The sequence below is a fragment of the Stenotrophomonas sp. GD03877 genome (assembly GCF_029840555.1).
GTDB classification, from domain to species: domain Bacteria; phylum Pseudomonadota; class Gammaproteobacteria; order Xanthomonadales; family Xanthomonadaceae; genus Stenotrophomonas; species Stenotrophomonas geniculata.
Window position 1 is genome coordinate 120,051 of sequence record NZ_JAOCCT010000009.1, and the last position, 16,997, is coordinate 137,047.

The 16,997-nt window shown below is 65.2% G+C and carries 18 protein-coding genes; 10 read left to right on the forward strand and 8 right to left on the reverse strand.

Going from position 1 to position 16,997, the window contains the following annotated elements:
• The first annotated feature begins 14 nt into the window (after positions 1–14).
• From N5D20_RS09405 to N5D20_RS09420, 4 genes are all read left to right on the forward strand, one after another.
• Positions 15–467, forward strand: a complete 453-nt coding sequence (locus N5D20_RS09405) for a hypothetical protein (protein ID WP_197578593.1) — start codon at positions 15–17, stop codon at positions 465–467.
• 68 nt (positions 468–535) lie between these two features.
• Positions 536–955: an H-NS histone family protein gene (locus N5D20_RS09410; protein WP_010481241.1), complete on the forward strand. Its 420-nt coding sequence runs from the start codon at positions 536–538 to the stop codon at positions 953–955.
• An 81-nt stretch (positions 956–1,036) separates the two neighbouring features.
• Entirely contained in the window at positions 1,037–1,462 is a 426-nt protein-coding gene (locus tag N5D20_RS09415; RefSeq protein WP_049436917.1) for a hypothetical protein, read from the forward strand.
• Positions 1,462–2,148, forward strand: a complete 687-nt coding sequence (locus N5D20_RS09420; RefSeq protein WP_197578615.1) for a hypothetical protein — start codon at positions 1,462–1,464, stop codon at positions 2,146–2,148. Before N5D20_RS09415 ends, N5D20_RS09420 begins: the two co-directional genes overlap by 1 nt.
• A gap of 24 nt (positions 2,149–2,172) precedes the next feature.
• Here N5D20_RS09420 and N5D20_RS09425 read toward each other — a convergent pair whose 3' ends face one another.
• Together N5D20_RS09425 and N5D20_RS09430 are read right to left on the reverse strand one after the other, a co-directional pair.
• Complete coding sequence (locus N5D20_RS09425) at positions 2,173–2,565, reverse strand: DoxX family protein (RefSeq protein ID WP_197578592.1); 393 nt, start codon at positions 2,563–2,565, stop codon at positions 2,173–2,175.
• Between the two features lie 129 nt (positions 2,566–2,694).
• Entirely contained in the window at positions 2,695–3,363 is a 669-nt protein-coding gene (locus tag N5D20_RS09430) for a glutathione S-transferase family protein (protein WP_197578591.1), read from the reverse strand.
• 127 nt (positions 3,364–3,490) lie between these two features.
• Here N5D20_RS09430 and N5D20_RS09435 point away from each other — a divergent pair, with 127 nt between their 5' ends.
• Complete coding sequence (locus N5D20_RS09435) at positions 3,491–3,907, forward strand: hypothetical protein (protein WP_049436920.1); 417 nt, start codon at positions 3,491–3,493, stop codon at positions 3,905–3,907.
• A gap of 7 nt (positions 3,908–3,914) precedes the next feature.
• Here N5D20_RS09435 and N5D20_RS09440 read toward each other — a convergent pair whose 3' ends face one another.
• Complete coding sequence (locus tag N5D20_RS09440) at positions 3,915–4,718, reverse strand: helix-turn-helix transcriptional regulator (RefSeq protein WP_049436921.1); 804 nt, start codon at positions 4,716–4,718, stop codon at positions 3,915–3,917.
• Positions 4,719–4,725: 7 nt separating this feature from the next.
• On the opposite strand from N5D20_RS09440, the gene N5D20_RS09445 reads away from it, so the two are divergent.
• A complete protein-coding gene (locus tag N5D20_RS09445; protein ID WP_197578590.1) occupies positions 4,726–5,676 on the forward strand; it encodes a DMT family transporter in 951 nt (316 codons plus the stop codon).
• An 8-nt stretch (positions 5,677–5,684) separates the two neighbouring features.
• Here the strand turns inward: N5D20_RS09445 and N5D20_RS09450 are convergent, their stop codons facing one another.
• On the reverse strand, positions 5,685–6,713 hold the full coding sequence (locus N5D20_RS09450) for a hypothetical protein (RefSeq protein WP_197578589.1): 1,029 nt from the start codon (positions 6,711–6,713) through the stop codon (positions 5,685–5,687).
• A gap of 258 nt (positions 6,714–6,971) precedes the next feature.
• A complete protein-coding gene (locus N5D20_RS09455; RefSeq protein WP_197578588.1) occupies positions 6,972–9,806 on the reverse strand; it encodes a TonB-dependent receptor in 2,835 nt (944 codons plus the stop codon).
• A 554-nt stretch (positions 9,807–10,360) separates the two neighbouring features.
• Here N5D20_RS09455 and N5D20_RS09460 point away from each other — a divergent pair.
• On the forward strand, positions 10,361–10,813 hold the full coding sequence (locus tag N5D20_RS09460) for a PA2169 family four-helix-bundle protein (RefSeq protein WP_010481259.1): 453 nt from the start codon (positions 10,361–10,363) through the stop codon (positions 10,811–10,813).
• A gap of 84 nt (positions 10,814–10,897) precedes the next feature.
• Here N5D20_RS09460 and N5D20_RS09465 read toward each other — a convergent pair whose 3' ends face one another.
• Positions 10,898–12,346, reverse strand: coding sequence for a penicillin-binding protein 2 (locus N5D20_RS09465; protein WP_279914308.1), 1,449 nt, complete (start codon positions 12,344–12,346; stop codon positions 10,898–10,900).
• A 27-nt stretch (positions 12,347–12,373) separates the two neighbouring features.
• Here N5D20_RS09465 and N5D20_RS09470 point away from each other — a divergent pair, with 27 nt between their 5' ends.
• Positions 12,374–12,643, forward strand: a complete 270-nt coding sequence (locus N5D20_RS09470; protein ID WP_279914309.1) for a hypothetical protein — start codon at positions 12,374–12,376, stop codon at positions 12,641–12,643.
• Here the strand turns inward: N5D20_RS09470 and N5D20_RS09475 are convergent.
• A complete protein-coding gene (locus N5D20_RS09475; RefSeq protein WP_049436926.1) occupies positions 12,619–13,047 on the reverse strand; it encodes a hypothetical protein in 429 nt (142 codons plus the stop codon). The genes N5D20_RS09470 and N5D20_RS09475 overlap by 25 nt on opposite strands.
• Positions 13,038–14,573 carry an MFS transporter gene (locus N5D20_RS09480; RefSeq protein WP_279914310.1) on the reverse strand — a complete coding sequence of 512 codons (1,536 nt, stop codon included), beginning with the start codon at positions 14,571–14,573 and terminating at the stop codon, positions 13,038–13,040. The genes N5D20_RS09475 and N5D20_RS09480 overlap by 10 nt, the downstream gene beginning before the upstream one ends.
• Before the next feature lie 106 nt (positions 14,574–14,679).
• Between N5D20_RS09480 and N5D20_RS09485 the strand changes: the two genes are divergently transcribed.
• Both N5D20_RS09485 and cml read left to right on the forward strand, forming a co-directional pair.
• On the forward strand, positions 14,680–15,585 hold the full coding sequence (locus N5D20_RS09485) for a LysR substrate-binding domain-containing protein (protein WP_049436968.1): 906 nt from the start codon (positions 14,680–14,682) through the stop codon (positions 15,583–15,585).
• A 198-nt stretch (positions 15,586–15,783) separates the two neighbouring features.
• Positions 15,784–16,971 (forward strand): CmlA/FloR family chloramphenicol efflux MFS transporter, encoded by a 1,188-nt coding sequence (gene cml, locus N5D20_RS09490; RefSeq protein ID WP_197578587.1) that lies wholly within the window; start codon positions 15,784–15,786, stop codon positions 16,969–16,971.
• Positions 16,972–16,997 lie beyond the last annotated feature (26 nt).

The following is a 16,997-nucleotide window of genomic DNA, read 5'->3' on the forward strand; positions in this document are numbered from 1 at the left end:
AGTGTTGATGCAATGTGTCCCTTGTCAGTTCCCGGCACTTTCAGGAGGTGGCGCTTGGCATTTCAACTGCCACTACACGTTTCGCACTTGGAAAGTGTCTGGAAAAAGATATTGCGAGCTGGATTGATGAAGCCAAGCGTGCGAACAAGGCTGCTCGCGACGAGATGGAGGCATTTTCAGAGTTCTTTCGGGAACATGGGCCGGAGGGTTTGCTGATACCGCGAATCTGGATGAAGGCATCTCACACGTACGACGAGAAAATCGGGCAGGCGCGCGAGACCATCCTGTTGTGGAATGAACAGGCTGGCGCGTTTTCGGAAGAACTCCTACAGGAGGATCTCAGGATTCCCATAGTGGATCTTCCAAAGCACCTGATTGAGTTGCGCAACAAACTGCTCGATGACGTTGCGTCTGCAACGCACTGGTCAACACACATGAATCAGCTGCTGAAGGACCTGGCACGATAATGGCGGCTCGCCACCCGCGCGCTCATTGCTCTTGACAGATCACCCTGCCGGAGTGGACCTTTCCCGCCATGACTATCGATATCGAATCGCTCAGCCTGCGGGAGCTGGGTGCCTTGGTGGTTGCCGCTGAACAGCGCAGGCAGCTCATTTCCAGCCGTCGTCCGGCCAGTGCGGTGCGCCGCATGCTGAAGGCGGCGGCCGCCGAAGCGGGCTATACGCTCGAAGAACTCTTTGGCGATGCGTCCGTCGAAGAACCCGCAACGCCGCGGAAATCCAGCCGCCGCAAAGCGGGCAAGGTTGCTGCCAAATACCGCGACCCGGAATACAAGCGCCTGACCTGGTCCGGCCGCGGGCGCATGCCGCGCTGGCTGGCCGCCAAGGTCCAGAAGGGCCACAAGGTGACGGATTTCCTGATTCCCGGCCTGGCCCGTCCCACCGCCCGCAAGGGAAGCCCGATCGGCCAGCGCACCGTGTTCAAGAAGGACTGAGGCTCGCAAGGCGACGCCTGCCGCGCCCGTGTCCGCTTCACGCTACCCTGCACATGGGTCCGCACTGGAGGGAGGCACGCAATGGCACATAACGGCAGCACGGCGATGGCGCCGAGGGTCCTGTACGTCGCGGGGGCGGCAGCGGTGCTGATCAGCCTGTTGGCCTGGTCGGTGGAATGGAGTGGGCTGGCCTATGTCTGCCCTTACTGCCGCGTGCAGCGCACCGTCATCGGCGTGCTGGGTCTACTGATGATGTTTGCACGGCCGGGTGGCATCGTCGTGCCGTGGCTTTCGAACGCAATGGGTGGTTTCGCGTTCGTGGTCGCGGCGATGCAGCACTTCAACGGCTGGAAGCGTATCTCCGCCGGTGAATTCAGCTTCAATGCCCAGTGGTACATCGACCCATGGCTGCTGTCCGGCTGCGCGATGCTGATCCTGGTGGCACAGCTGATGCTGGTGCAGGCCGCCTGCCGGCGCCCGGTGCACGCCGCTCTGGAGGCCGCATGATGCGCCCTGCCTGCACGCTGGTCCTGCTCATTGCATTCCACAGCATTCCGGCGCGTGCGGCCGAAGATGCCGGAGCGCCCAAGCGGCCTTCGGTGGAAACCCTGCAGCGCCTGATCGTGGACAAGGCTCCGCAGACGCGGATCGCGACGCCCGACAGCGAGCGCATCACCGCGCGTCGCATCGATATCGTCGATGACCAGGGCGTGATCCGCATGACGTTGTCCGGAAAGACGCCGGCGCCGATCATCGATGGCATCCAGTACAAACGCGCCTTCAACGTGGCCGGCATGGTGCTGTACGACGACAAGGGCAGCGAGCGCGGTGGTTTCGGCACCGCTGATGTCGACGGCGGCATGGCGGTGCTGGCGCTGGATCATCCGGCGATGGATGCGATCGGATGGCGGGTGTCTCCCGATGGCCAGGTGAGCTTCTCGATCAACCAGGCACCGAAGCTGATACGCGAACCCACGCTCGGGAATGCGCTGATTCCTGGTGTGCAGGCACCGACCCGCATCGGCCTGGTGGTCGGCGCCGATGGAACGCCGGCCATTGCATTGAACGACAAGGTGGATCGGCCGCGGCTGCGGCTGACCGTCACGCCGGAAGGCTACGGGGCGATCGAGTTCCTCGATGCGCAGGGCAAGGTGGTCCACACGCTGGCGCCGGAGGCGGAGCTCCGTCGCTAGCGTGGCGAGCCTGCTGGCCGGTACCTATGCGCGGCGTCCCCGGCCGTCGATGCTGTAGCGCCCGGCTCCGGTGCAGGCCAGCAACAGGAACCCACCGGCCAGGCCCAGATTCTTCAGGAACATGATCTGCTGGGTCTGGTCGCCGAAGTTGTGGTGGAAGATGAAGGCGGTGACCAGGCTGAAGCCCACCAGGACGATCGATACCAGCCGGGTCTGGAAGCCGAGCAGGATGCACAGGCCGCTGCCGATCTCGAAGGCGATGGTCGGCCACAGCAGGATGCCGGGCACTCCCATTGCTTCCATGTAGTCCTGGGTACCACTGAGGTCGCCGAGCTTGCCCAGGCCGGAGACCAGGAACAGTGCCATCAACAGGATGCGCGCAAGCAGGAAAGCAAGCGAGTGCGAGGAAGTGCTCACAGTGAAGTCCTTGAGGGTGTCCGACCCACGCGATCGGAGCCCACAGGCAGTGAAGCCCGTGTATACACGACACGGCTGCCTTCCGGTTTCCGCGCGGCCGGGGACCTTCGAGTGCCGAAGGCGGCTGCCTCAGTCATCCGTCGGTGATGGCGCGTCTGCGCTTTGCCGGAACACCTGCAGCTGCGCGGCAAACGCACGCTGGTAGGCGGGGCGTTGCGTTGCACGGCCCACATAGGCGACCACCTGCGGGTACTCGTCGAGGAGGCCGCTGCTCTTCAGGCGCAGCAGCACCGAGACCATCATCAGGTCGCCCACGCTGAAGTCGCCATCCAGCCACGCCGCCGTGCCCAACCAGGCCGACAGCTGTGACAGCCGCGTACGCACGCGCTCTTCAAGCATCGGAAGACGCTGTGCATACCAGGGTTGTTCGCGCTCCAGCACCCAGACCATCGAGCGCTCGACGATGGGCGGTTCCACCGTATTCAACGCAGCGAACACCCACATGATCGCGCGCATGCGCGCATCCGGATCAGCGGGGAGCAGGCCGGCATGCTGTTCGGCCAGGTGCAGGACGATTGCGCCGGATTCGAACAGGACCTGGTCGCCGTCCTGCCAGGTGGGGATCTGCCCGAAGGGGTTGCGTGCCATGTGGACGGGCTGCTTCAGCTCGGCGAAGCTGAGCAGCTGCACCTCATAGGGCACGGCCAGTTCCTCCAGCGCCCAGCGTACGCGCATGTCACGGGCCAGGCCCTGGCCACGGTCGGGAGAGGTGGCAAAGGCGGTGAGGATCGGGCACATCGGGGCACTCCTGCAGGCTGAAAGACCCGCCTTTCCTGTTCCGACGAACGACGGGGCGGGACATCGACAACCTTCCCGGGGCGCCGGGCGATACACTGCCCGCCACCCATCAACCCTGTGCCTCCTCATGTGGCAGCGCCGCACCTCCCTGGCCGAACTGCAGCGGCAACGCGATGTGCTGCAGGCTGAGATGGATGCGGACGCCCTGCGACGGGTCTCACGGCTTCCGCCGGATGATCTCGTGGCAGCGCTGATGCCGCAGGCGCGCCGGCTCCAGGAGCTCAATCAGCTGATCCTGCGGGCTACACCGCCGCGTGAACTGATGAAGCGCCTGAAGGCGCTTGAGCGACAGCTGCTCGAACCCGGTGCACAGAGCGCAGGCGTGCGGAAGGAGCTGGAAGACGAACTGCGCGATCTGCACCTGTACTTCAGCAATCCGCGCCGTCGCCCCTTGACGGCGAAGGTCCTGCTGATCCTGTTGGCCAGCGTTCTGGCCGCCTTGTTCCTGCCGAGGCTGCTTGTGGACCTGCTGGTCGCTCTCTAGGCCGCGCTCACCCCGCCCGATGCAGCTTCCTGTACTGATCCGGCGTGCACTGCGCGTGCCGCTTGAACATCTCGGCGAAGGCGCTGACGCCGGAATAGCCCAGCTCTTCGGCGATCCGGCTGATCGGCCGGCGTGTACACAGCGCCTCGGTGGCGCGCACGAACTTCACCCGCCCACGCCAGTCGCCCAGCGACATGCCCAGTTCGCTGCGTGCCAGGCGCTCCAGCTTGCGCACGCTCATGTGGTGCCGCCGCGCGATCTCGGCAACCGATTCGGCCGCCGACAGGTGTTTCTCCATGTACGCCATCACCTGCTTCAAGGCATCGCTGCTGGCGATCGGCAGGAAACTGGGCAGCACAGCGGCATTGACGATCTGGTCGATCACCACGGCGGCCATGCGCCGCTGGACCGGTGTCTGCGGATCGGTCACGCCCTGTCGTGCCAGTTCATGCAGCAGTTCGCGCAGCAGCGGGCTGACTTCCAGCGCACTGCAACGCGTGGGCAGCCGGCGTGAAAGCGCCGCCGACAGATAGGCCGAGCGGTAGGCCAGCTGCGAGCGGTTGCGTGAATAGTGCGCCATTCCTGGTGGAATCCAGATCGCGTAGTGCGGCGGCGACACCATCCACTCGCCGTCGATCTTCATCTCCATCACCCCCTGCGCGACGAAGTTGAACTGACCCCACGGATGGCTGTGCGTGCCCCAGTCCGTGGGCTCCATCGCGCCCTGCCGGAAGTAGATCGGGCCGGGCAGCTGGCGGAAGGTAGGGATCGGCTCCATCGATTGCCGCAAGCCGGGGTCGGGGTGGCGCATTTTCGGGATGTCCTCGATATACGCCAAGCGTACGCTGGCCATTCCCCCACGTATACCTGCACGCGTGAACTATCTCTTCCCGATCCTCGCCTGCCTTCTGTGGGGCGCGAACACCATCGTGACCAAGCTTGCTTCGGGCTCGGTCGGTCCCATCGATATCGGCTTCTTCCGTTGGCTGGTCGCGGCGGTGGTCCTGCTGCCATTCGCGCTGCCGCGGCTGCGCGGCAATCTGCCGACCGTGCGCGCCAACCTCGGGCGCTTCCTGGTGCTGGGCTGCCTGGGTGGGGTGATGTACCAGTGCCTGGCCTACTATGCGGCGCACTTCACCTCGGCCACCAACATGGGGGTGATCCAGGCGCTGATTCCGTTGATCGCGCTGGCGCTGTCACGCGTGTTCATGGGCCATCCGGTGCGTGGTGCTTCCATTCTTGGCGCGGTGATCTCCACCGCCGGCGTGGTGGCGGTGGTATCTCAGGGCGACCTGGCACGGTTGGCGGCGCAGGGCCTGAACCGCGGAGACGCGATCATGCTGATCGGCGCATTGGCCTTCGCCGCCTACAACGTGCTGATGCAGCGCTGGAAGATTCCTCTGTCGGTGCTGGAGTCGCTGTTCCTGCAGGCCACGGCGGCCTCGCTGATCCTGCTGCCACTGCAGTTGCTGGTTGGTACCGGGGTGAGCAATCTGACCGCCGTCGGTTGTATCGGCTTCGCGGCGGTCTGTGCCTCGATCCTGGCGCCGCTGACCTGGATGACCGGACTTTCACGCCTGGGCGCTGCGCGCGTCTCTGGCTTCTTCAACCTGGTGCCGATCGTGACCGCCGCGCTGGCCGTGCTGCTGCTGGGCGAATCGCTCAGTGGCTGGGTACTGGGCGGTGGCCTGCTGGCGGTGTCCGGCGTGGTGTTCGCCGAGTACAGCGCCAGGCGCGCCGCTGCGGTGCCGGGCGAGCAGCCCGCATAGGGTTTCGGTCATGCGGGGTATGTGTCCCCGCTCAGCGCCTGTTCCACCCGCTGTTCCAGCGCGTCTGCATCATGGCCGCGTTTGCCCTGCAGGCTGAGATACAGCGAAAGCGGGTCAACCACATCGCCGATGCTGGTGAATGCCGGCGGATAGGCCCAGATCTGCAGCCGTGCGCTCTGGGCGCAGTCCGGGCCGGGCATGGGAAGTGTACCCAGCAACCGCCACGCATCGATGTGCAGCGCGCGGGTGCCGCCGATCGCGGGCGGTGACGTGTCAGCAAGCGCATCGAGGCCCGCCGTCGGCGCCGGGTGCCCGGCATCGCGGAGCGCCTCGGCGGTCGGGCCCCAGCAGACATCCACTTCCTTCAGGATGGGGGAACGCAGGAACGGCTGCGCCCTGGCCCAGACCTCGTCGCGGTTGCCGGCCAGCTTCAGGAAGCGCTCGCGGCCACCGGTGGAGCGTTCAACCAGGCCGCGACCAACCAGTTCGGCAGACAGGCGCGACGCCGTCATCGAGGTGTAGCCGGCGGCAGCACTGATCTCGCGCGGCGACCACCAGCGCGACTCGCCGCTCAGAAGCACGTGGATCAGCACGGCCTGCGCCGAAGGCAGCAGCGAGATGGCCTTCTTCTCATGATCAGGGTCGTCGCGGAACTCAATGGCCAGGCTGGGCGCGAACAACTGGGTGTGCGGGACCACGAAGTCGATGTGGTTCTCGACCAGGAAGCGACGCTGGGTCGGCGTGAGATAGGGCGAGACGTACAGCACCAGTGCATTCGCAGCAGAGCGCAGGCAGCGTACATCCTGGATCACACGGGTGCTGGATTCGCCGGGCTCGCGGGCCACGGCGAGCATGGCGGGGGTTTCCCCGTACAGCATCAGTCCGGCGAGGTGGTAGCGCGATGCCGTTGCGTGGGGAATGGCATGCAATGAAGCAAGTGGATGCACCGCCGAGGCGAGCCCGGGGAGAATCCTGCGCAGGTACCGCTGCGCGTCAGCGACCAGGTCGGTCAGGCCGGTGCGAACTGCCGTCGTCATCTCGTACTTCCCTTGCGGCGTCACGTCCGGAGGGTCGGAACCCGGCCACATCGCCACATTCAGTGGTGAACCTGGAGACGGGTGTGCAGTGTCGGGGCGCGTGGCGATCCATGCGGTCCTGCTCCTTAGCCGTCATGACATCAAGTGTTGCCGGGAACCTTGGAGATTCCGTCGAAAAACGATGGAGATTGGGTGGAGGTGGTGTGCATCGTGGCCGGCGGACTCCCCTCCCGCCGGCCACGAGCACGGACATGCCCGTCAGAAGCGCTGCGAGTACTTCACGTACACGGTGCGGCCGATATCGAAGCCGCCGTAGTAGGGGAAGGAGCTGGACGGCTTGGAGAACATGATCGGGCCCTGGTGGTTGAACACGTTGTTCGAACCCAGCGCCACGGTACCGTCCCACGGCAGCCTGTAGCTGACCTGGATGTCATGGAAGGCATTGGAGCCCACCTTGCGCAGAGCATCCGGTTCTCCGTAGGCGTAGCGATCGGGCAGCGAGCACGGACGGTTCGGCACGCAGCTTTCGGCCATGCCGGAGTAGTAGCGCACCGTGTACTGCGTGCTGAAGTTGCCAAGCTGCCAGTTCACACCCAGGTTCGAGCGCAGGCGGAAGATGCCCGGCCGACCGATCCGGCCCATCATGATGGTGTCGCCGGCCGAGTTCTGGTTCTCCTCGTCGTACTTGGAGACATAGCTGTTCTGCAGGTCGATGGTGAAGCGGCCGAACGAGAACTCGGGCAGGCGGTAGTGGATGCCCAGATCCCAGCCTTCGGTTTCCATCGAGCCCAGGTTGGCCAGGCCGTAGAACATGCTGGTGATGTGGCCATCGCCAGCGCGCCTGATGCTGCCACAGCGCGAGGAATTGCCCAGCACGTAGCAGTCACGCAGGATGCGGTCGACGCTGTCCTCGATGATCATGTTGGTGATCTTGTAGCTGTACCAGTCGAGGTTGATGTCCAGGCCATCGACCCAGCGCGGGCTCCAGACCACGCCCACGGTCTTGCTCTTGGACTCCTCCGGTCGCAGCTTCGCGTTGGAGCCGGTGGTGAATTCGTCGGGCGTGGCACACGGATAGCTGGCACAGGGCTTCAGGCTCTGGTTCAGCTGCTGGTAGCCCAGCGGGACGCCGGCAGCGTTGCAGGCAGCGTTGCCGTTGACGCTGTTGGTGGCGCCGGTGCCGCAGGGATCGACATAGGTTTCGAAGCTGGTCCCCATTCCACCATACAGGTCGGAGATGCTCGGGGCGCGGAAGCCTTCGGCGAAAGTGCCGCGGATCATCAATTCCTCGATCGGGCGCCAGGCGAAGCTGGCCTTGGAATTGGTGGTGTTGCCGAAATTGCTGTAGTCGGAATAGCGCGTGGCCAGGTTCACGGTCAGTTCCTTGGCGAACGGCAGGTCACGCAGCACCGGCACGTTCACTTCGGCGAAGAACTCATTGAGGCTGTACTCACCCGAGGTGGTGGACGCGCCCAGCGCCGTGCTCTGGCGCGACTGGGCAAAGGCGTCGGGCACGAAGCGGCCTTCTTCCTTGCGGTATTGGTAACCCAGAGCGACGGACAGGTCACCGGCAGGCAGTTCGATCACTGGCCCGGAGATATTGGCGAAATAGCTGCGGGTCTTGGTGATGCCGGTATCGTTGAACGTCGGGAACAAGAAGCGCTGCAGTTCGGGATCGGAGAGAGAGCCAGCCCCCGCGACACCGTATGGCAGCAAAGGATTCCAGGCCAGGCAGCCCGTGACCGGCGATGCCGCCGTGCCACACCGGGCCACACCGTTGGCATCGAGGTAGGAGGGCCCCAATGCCTGCCGGGAAGCGATCAGGCTCATGTCGCCACGGCCTGTTTTTGTGACTTCATTGCGGTTGAACAGCGCACCGACTTCCCAGTCGTACGTCTTGGCGCCCAGTTCGAAGTAGCCGGACAGGCTTGGTGCAATGCGCAGCGACTTCAGCTTGCTTTCGGTCGTGCGCGGCACTTCCCACAGGCGGCGATTGAACGCGATGCTGTGGTCGAGCGGGTTGAAAACGCTGCTTGCGTCCAGGGGCGTGCCGAACTTGGTCGACTGGTACGGGTAGCCCGCGATCTGCTGGTCGGTGGTGCGCTCGTTGTAGCCGATGTCGGCGGCGAACTTGATCTGGTCGGTCAGCGCGTAGTCCGTGCTGAGGAACAGCGAGCGACGCTCGATGCCGGTCTGCAGGTGCATCTGGTCGCTGCCGTTGGCGAACTCGGCCGGCGTGATCGGGTGGTAGTCGTTCGGATTCTTCGGGTCGCCGCCACGGTTGAGCGTCTTGAACACCGCGTCACCGGTGTTGCACTTGTAGAGCGCCGGGTCGCACCACGAACCGTTCTGGCTGATGTTGCTCCAGTCCGCGCCCGGGTAATTGGGGCCGGCGCCGCCGTACCGGGAGAACTCGCGGTCGCGGGCAAATACCGGATCCGACTTCTGGTATTCCAGTGCGAGGGTGTATCCGCCACGTTCTCCACGGGCGCCGGTCACCAGCGAGAACGTGCTGTCCTTGCCATCGCCCTGGCTGAACTGCCCGTGCTGCATGGACACTTCCAGCCCTTCGTAGTTCTTGCGGGTGATGATGTTGACCACGCCAGCGATCGCATCCGAACCGTACAGCGAGGAGGCGCCGTCCTTCAGGACATCGATGCGTTCCACCGCGCTCATCGGAATCTGGCTGAGATCCTGCAGGCCGCTGGTGGTCGCACCGAGGCGCTTGCCATTGACCAGCACCAGCGTGCGCGTGGCGCCCAGATTACGGATGTCGACGTAGTAACCGCCGACATTTTCACCGGACGACAATGCGCGTGCGCGGGAGATCGCCGGCGCGCCCGTAGACGTCAGGTTCTGCAGCAGGTCGGCGATCGTGGTGAAGCCCTGCTGCTCGATCATCGTGCGGGTGATGGCGATGATCGGCTGCTGCGTTTCGATATCCACGCTGCGGATGGCGGAGCCGGTAACCTGGATGCGATCGAGGTTCTTCGGCGTCTTGTCGCCGTCGTCCTGCGCATGCGCGGCCGGTGACCAGGCGGCGGCCAGGGCCGTGCCCACTGCCAGGGAAAGCAGGGTGTACTTGTAATGCATTTGGCTCTCTCCAAATCCAGTTGAATGGGTTTCCGCATAGCTGCGTGGAAACCGATCTGAAACTCCGCCGTGCGGAATCGGAAGGAACCTAACATTCCGTTTACAACTCGATTACGTTATGGACGCGTTATCGTCGCGCGCCGGCTACAGCGTTCATGCACAAGCCATGCACGAAACCGCGACGCGCACCGGGGGTGCTCTGCTTCAGTCTGGCTGCGGGCCGATGACAGACTCCAGGAGACATCCGATGAATACCCCCGGTAAACCAAAACCCACGTGGAAGCAGTGGCATGTGCTGTTGCTGGTGCTTGCCATCGCACTGCTGGTGATGCTGATCATCGTCATCGCGCCCTGGTGAATCGTGGGCGTTCTGCTCAGGTGCCGTGAACGTGGAAATGCGATGGGATGAAGGAGTCAGGACGCGTTGAGGGTGGTGATGCACGCATCAATTCGTACTCACCCAGCCGGCACATTCAAACCTCCACAGTAGTCCCGAAGGCAACGCACTCGCGCTGTCATTCTCCATAGACCATCGAGCACACAGGAGCGATTCCATGAGCACCCAGTCCACCATCGAACATCGCCTCAACGACCTGATCGAGATTGCCCGGGACGGAAAGTCGTTCTACGAAGAAGCTGCGACCAAGGTGAAGGATGCCGAACTGTCGGCCCTGTTCACCCGCATTGCCGGCGTCAAGGGCCGCATCGTCGCCGCGTTGAGCAGTTCGGTCGCCGCCAGCGGCGGCAAGCCCGCCGAGCATGGCACCATGGTCGGGTCGATGCAGCAGTTCTACGGCAAGGTGCGCGCTGCATTCGGCGACACCAACTATGGTTACGTGGCCGAGCTGGAAGAGTCCGAAGACCGGCTGCTTGGCGCGTTCAAGGACGTGCTGAAGGACAACGAACTGCCGCCGGCCGTGCGCCAGGAAGTCACCCAGCTGCTGCCTGAAGTGCAGGAATGCCACAACGTGATGCGTGCGCGCAAGCACGCCATGAAGGCGGCCTGACGATCATCGGCGGCCTTCTCCCCGGGGCCGCCACGGCCGGGGCAGCGTGGCTGCCCCGGCCAACTTCGGCGTGGCGTGCAGGACTCAGCGGGGCGCATCGGGCGCGATGTCCTGCAGGTGCAGCACCCGCCCCATCAGCTCGCTGAAGATGGGGGCGGCGACTGCTCCGCCACCGTAGCCTCCGCGGCGTGCATCGGGATCGTCCACCACCACGGCGACCGCATAGCGTGGATGTTGCGCCGGTACGACCCCGGCAAACAGGGACATGTAGTGGCGCGCATACCCGCCGGCAGCCGCCTTGCGCGCGGTCCCGGTTTTTCCGGCGATGGCATAGCCGTTGATGCGGGCCCGCGTCGCGGTGCCACCCGGCTCGCTGGTGGTGGCAATCATGTCCAGCACCTGGTCGGCCACGTCTGCGGGCATGGCACGGCTCACCACTGTTGCGCGGCCATGCTCGAAGGTCGGTTGTACGCGCAGGCCATGGTTGGCCAGCGTCGCGTAGGCATTGGCCAGCTGCAGCGTGGTCATCGATAGCCCGTATCCATAGGCTAGGGTCTGCTTGCCGGTGCCACTCCATGCAGCAGGCGCGGCCAGTACGCCGTTGCGCTCGCCGGGAAATCCGCTCCCCGAGACATGCCCGGCGCCCAGCGCGGCAAACATGGCGTGTAGCTGTTCCCGGCTCAGGCGGTGCGAAATCAACGAGATGCCCACGTTGGAGCTTTTCTTCAGGACCCCGGTGGTATCCAGTACGCCCAGATCCCGATAGTCACGGGTGGTGAAGCGCCCATTGCGGATCCAGCCGGGGTGGGTGTCGAACGTGCTGGCAGACGTGATCACGCCGGCCTCGAGCGCGGCGGCGACGGTGAAGGGTTTCACCGTGCTGCCGGGCTCGAACACATCGGTCACCGCACGGTTGCGGCGTGCATCCGCGGCACCGGTGCCGGGCGAATTGCTGTTGTAGGTGGGCCAGTTGACCATCGCCAGGATCTGGCCGGTGCCGACTTCCAGCACCACGATGCTGGCGGCAACCGCGCCGTGGCGTTGTACTGCCGGTCCGAGTCCAGCATGGAGGATGTGCTGCATGCGGCTGTCCAGCGACAGCACGATGTCCTCGCCGGGACGCGCCGGACGGCCGCGGTCGCGCAGCTCGACCGGGCGACCCTTGCGATCGATGATGACGTCACGGTAGCCGGCCTGTCCGCTCAGGCGCGCATCGAACAGATGCTCAAGGCCTTCAAGGCCATGGCCCTCGATATCAGTGATGCCGACGGTCTGCGCGAACAGTTCCGACTGTGGGTAGAAGCGTTTGAACTCCTGCTGCAGGTGGACCCCGATCGGCGCCCTGGCCTGCAGTGCTTCAAGGCGGGCGGGATCGCCGCGACGGAAGCCAGGCAGGTAGACGAAGCGTCGCTGCCGGTTGCGCGCCAGCACTCTGGTCAATGCAATCGCGTCAGTATCCAGAACCGTGGCCAGCTGCTCGACTGAACCTGATGCGTCGAAGAAGGCGCGCGGGTCGATCCACAGCGATGCCACGGGAGCCGATCCGGCAATGACGATGCCGTGGCGGTCGTACAGCGTGCCGCGATGCGCGCGCAGTGGATGGTGGCGGAGCATCCGTGCTTCGGCCTGGTGCCGGTAGAAGTGATGATGAACGATCTGGACGTCGGCGGCCCGCGCCAGCAGCAGGCCCGCCAGTATGGCCAGTGCGGCGCAGGTCAGGCGTTAGCGGCGGCGGAAGTCATGGGCACGCGTGCGGCGTGGCGCCATGGTGGGTGTGCGCATGCGATGGAGCATCGAGACAATGGTTACAGCGGTTGCCCGGCGATGTAGGCCAGCAGCGCGGAAGCACGGTCGATGACATTTGCGTGGCTGCGGCCATCGGCAACAGCCATGCAGGCGATTTCCGCATCGCGCAGCGTGGCCAGCCGGTCCTGCAGGGCCGGATAGGGTTCGGCCGTGCGATAGGTCGCGGTGTAGCCTGCATCCAGCAGCGGCTGTACCTGCACGGGGTGGCTGTGATGCTGGTTGCGCAGGGTGTGGTCGATCCGTGCGACATCGCAGGAGGCGATGGCATTGAACGCGTACTCCCAGGCCACGGCATTCGCCATGCCCTGGTCGATCTGGCTGAGCAGCGCTGCACGTGGCGGCTCGACGGGGAGATTGGGCGATGCCGCCTCTGTGGTGGCTGCCAGCATGGCGAACAGCAACAGGATCAGGGGTAGGTTCAGTCGCATGCGCGCGATTCCGGGTGTTGCGGGAGGGACGGTGCTTCCGCCGCAGACCGGCTGCGGCCCAGCAGCAACACCGCAAGGCTGGCCAGCAGTGCGGCAATGGCCGACGTCCACAGTGCACTGGCAAATCCGTAGCTGTAGATCGCCTGTGCGAAGGCCACGGTGCGCGCATCGGCGAAGGTGCCGGTAGCGATCGCATCGGCCATCGGCAGTACATCGCGCGCGGGAACCACAGCCGACAGTGCGTTGCGGATGCCCAGGCTCAAGGCACTGGACAGCACGGTGAATCCGAGCAGGATGCCGACAAAGCGCGTGGTCGCGCTGATGCCGGAGGCCATGCCGGCCCGCTCGCGCGGTGCCGCGCCGATGATGGCTTTGGAGGTCTCGCCATTGAGGATGCCGCCGCCGGCACCGATCACCACCATTGCGACGAATGCCAGCCACGGCAGATGCTGCCACGCGGCCAGTCCGGCCACGGCATTGCCCGCGGCAGTGATCGACAGCCCGATCGCCAGCATCGCCGGACTGTTCAGATGGCGACCGAGCCGCCGGCCCACGCTGGGAAACAGCAGCATCGCCGCAGCGAACGGGAGCATGCCGGCACCCGCAGCCAGTACGCCCAGGCCGATGCCGTTCTGCAGGTACTGCGGCAGCATCGACGCCATCACCTGTGCGCTGACCGAATAGCCGACCATGGCAATGAGTGCGCCGACGAAGCGCGGACTGGCCAGCAGCCCGAGATCGACCATGGGATGTGACCGTGCCCGTTCAACGGTGACGAAGGCGGCGGCCATGATGATGGCCAGGCCGAGCCCGCTCAGCGCCGGCGCCGATGACCATCCTTTTGCCAGTCCTTCCACCAGGAAGAACACGATGCCGAAGATGGCAACGCTGAAGGTGATGATGCCGGGCGGATCGAGCGGGCGGACCACGCTGTCGGACGACTCGGGTATCCAGCGCAGCGTGCCGTAGCCGAGCAGGCCCAGGAACGGCAGGATCGCGACGAACACCGCGCGCCAGCCCCAGAGCGCGGACAGCAGGCCGCCGATCAGTGGCGAGAGCACCATCATCACGCCCATGGCTGTGCCCCAGAACGCCCATGCAGTGTCTTTGGCGGCCCCCTGGTGGTAGGTGTGGCCGATGATCGACAGCGAGGGCGCCAGCAGGAAAGCAGCACCGATGCCCTGCAGTGCCCGCGCCAGGTAGAGCAGGGTGGCACCGGGCGCCAGTGCACAGAGCAGAGAGGTGATGGCGAACAGGCTGATGCCGATCAGCAGCACCCGGCGGCGGCCGTAGCGGTCGGCGACAGCACCGGCGGGCAGCAGCAGTGAGGTGAAGGACAGGATGTAGGCACTGATCACCCACTCGATATCGGCGAATCCGGCGTGCAGGTCGCGCGCGATGCTGGGCAGTGCGACCGCTACGGCATTGGTCTCCAGCACGGTCATCGTGCAGCCCAGCGAGGCCACCAGCAGGATCGCGTCAGGCAGCGTGTGCCGTGCAGGCGAAGAGGGAGGGGAGGGCGGCACCGGTCACTCGCAGGAAGGGAGGACGGCCATTCCAGCAACGATCGGTGTTTGTTTCATTCTCGGTGTTTTCTGGTTACGTTAGCTTGAACCTAACGAAATGCCGCCCATGGAACGCCGTCACCTGGAGTACTTCGTCACCCTGGCCGAGGAACTGCACTTCGGTCGTGCCGCCCTGCGGCTTGGGATCGCCACTCCCACGCTGAGCGTGCAGATCCAGGACATCGAGCGTCGCCTCGGCACGCGCCTGTTCGACCGCGGCCGGCGCGAAGTGCTGCTGACCTCCGCAGGCGAGGTGTTCCTGGCGGAAGCCCGCGATGTGCTGCGCCGGTTCGAACAGGCCGAAACCCTGGGCCGGCGCGCCGGGCGGGGTGAGATCGGCAAGATCGAGATCGGCTACGTCGGCTCCGCGCTGTATGCCGGTGCGTTGCAGGATCAGCTCAGCCGGTTCCGCAGCCGCTACCCGGGCGTGGACCTGCAGGTGAGCGAATGGCCGATGGGCGAGCTCCCGCAGCTGCTGCAGGAAGGCCGGGTGGATGTGGTGTTCTGCCGGCCTCCGATGGATGTACCCGACAGTTTCGGCGAACACACCCTGGTCGAAGACCAGTTCTGCGTGGCCCTGCCGGAAACCCATCCGCTGGCGCAGGCCCGCGCGCCGGTACAGCCGGCGTCATTGGCCCGGGAAAGCTTCGTCATGCCGGAGCAGCCGGTGGGCGCAATGGAAGTCGGGCGCCGCGGCGGGTTCATTCCACGTATCCGTTCCCAGCCCGGGCATCTGGCGGCGGTGTTGGCCGAGGTGTCGGTCGGCGTTGGTTCGGTGGCGATCGTGCCATCGGTACTGCAACGCACGCTGGTGCTGCCCGGAATGATCTATCTGCCACTGGCCGGCCCCACCATCGTCTCGACCATCGCTGTGCAGTACCGGCGGGCGGAGACCTCGCCTGTGGTGCGACGGCTGATCGAGCAGGTGAAGGAGACGCCGTGCAGGCGCATCGACATGTTGCCCCTGGCCTGAGTGCCGCGCGGCAGGTGGACGATTGCTACACTTGCGCCACCTGCATACGCATTCGATGGACATCATGAACAACGGGAACGGTCCGCAGACAGTTCGCTGAGCCGCAACAACGATGCAGACGTTGTTGCGGTGTTCATCCCTGCGATGCACGCGAAGTGGATGGATCACCGCCGGATTCACTCTGGGCGGAGACTCCCCATGTTCAATCGACAGGCCCCGCGTTGGGCCCACCCGCTGCCATCGGCCATTGTGCTGATGGCGCCGTTCGACCTCCTGGCCTCGCTGGCCATGGATATCTATCTTCCTGTGGTGCCGGTGATGCCGCGGGCACTGCAGACATCACCGACGCTGGTGCAGCTGACGTTGAGCATCTACCTGCTGGTGCTCGGCCTGGGCCAGTTGCTGTTCGGCCCGTTGTCCGACCGCATCGGGCGGCGGCCGGTCCTGTTGCTGGGGGCGTTGCTGTTCGCGCTTTCATCGTTTGCGCTGGCCATGTCCAGCAGCGGCGCAGCATTCCTGGCCTGGCGAACCGTACAGGCGGTGGGGGCGTCGGCGGCATTGGTGGCGACCTTTGCCACGGTCCGTGACGTGTATGCCGATACACCCGAAGGTGCGTCGCTGTATGGGCTGTTCGCCGCGATGCTGGCCTTCGTGCCGGCGCTGGGACCGATCCTCGGCGCACTGCTGGCAGGCGCGGTTGGCTGGCGCGCGATCTTCGTTCTGCTCGGCGCACTGGGCATGATCGCCGGCATGCGCGCGGTACGGCATTGGCAGGAAACCCGCCCGCGGTGCCATGACGCGTCGCGACCGGCGGTACGACGCATCCTCGGCAGCGGCGCGTTCTGGGTCTACACGCTGGGCTTCAGCGCGGGCATGGGCACGTTCTTCGTGTTCTTCTCGGTCGCGCCCCGGCTGCTGGTCGGGCGCATGCAGTACTCGCCGCTGTCGTTCAGCCTTGCCTTCGCCACGGTGGCGCTGGTGATGATCGTCACGGCGCGGATGGCGCACGTGTGCATTGCCCGCTGGAACGTGCGCGGTACCTTCCTGCGCGGCCTGTGGGTGATGGTGGCCGGGGTGCTGCTGATAGCGTTGGCCGCAGCGTGGCCTCCCTCGTTCATCGCGGTGGTGCTGCCCATGTGGGGCATCGCGGTGGGGCTGGTGATGGTGGTTTCGGTGGCCGCAAGCGGCGCGCTGCGTGATTTCGCCGATGCGTCGGGTACGGCGGTGGCTCTGTACTACGCGGTGCAGAGCCTGATCGTGGCAGGCATCGGCACGCTGGTTACCCTGGTGCTGCCCGGCGATACCGTGTGGCCGCTGGTGGCCTATGGGTTGCTGCTGCCACTTGCCAGCCTGGCAGGTACCGCCGTGCTGCGGCATCGCACATAGCGCTGGATGGCGGGCAAAAAAAGGGG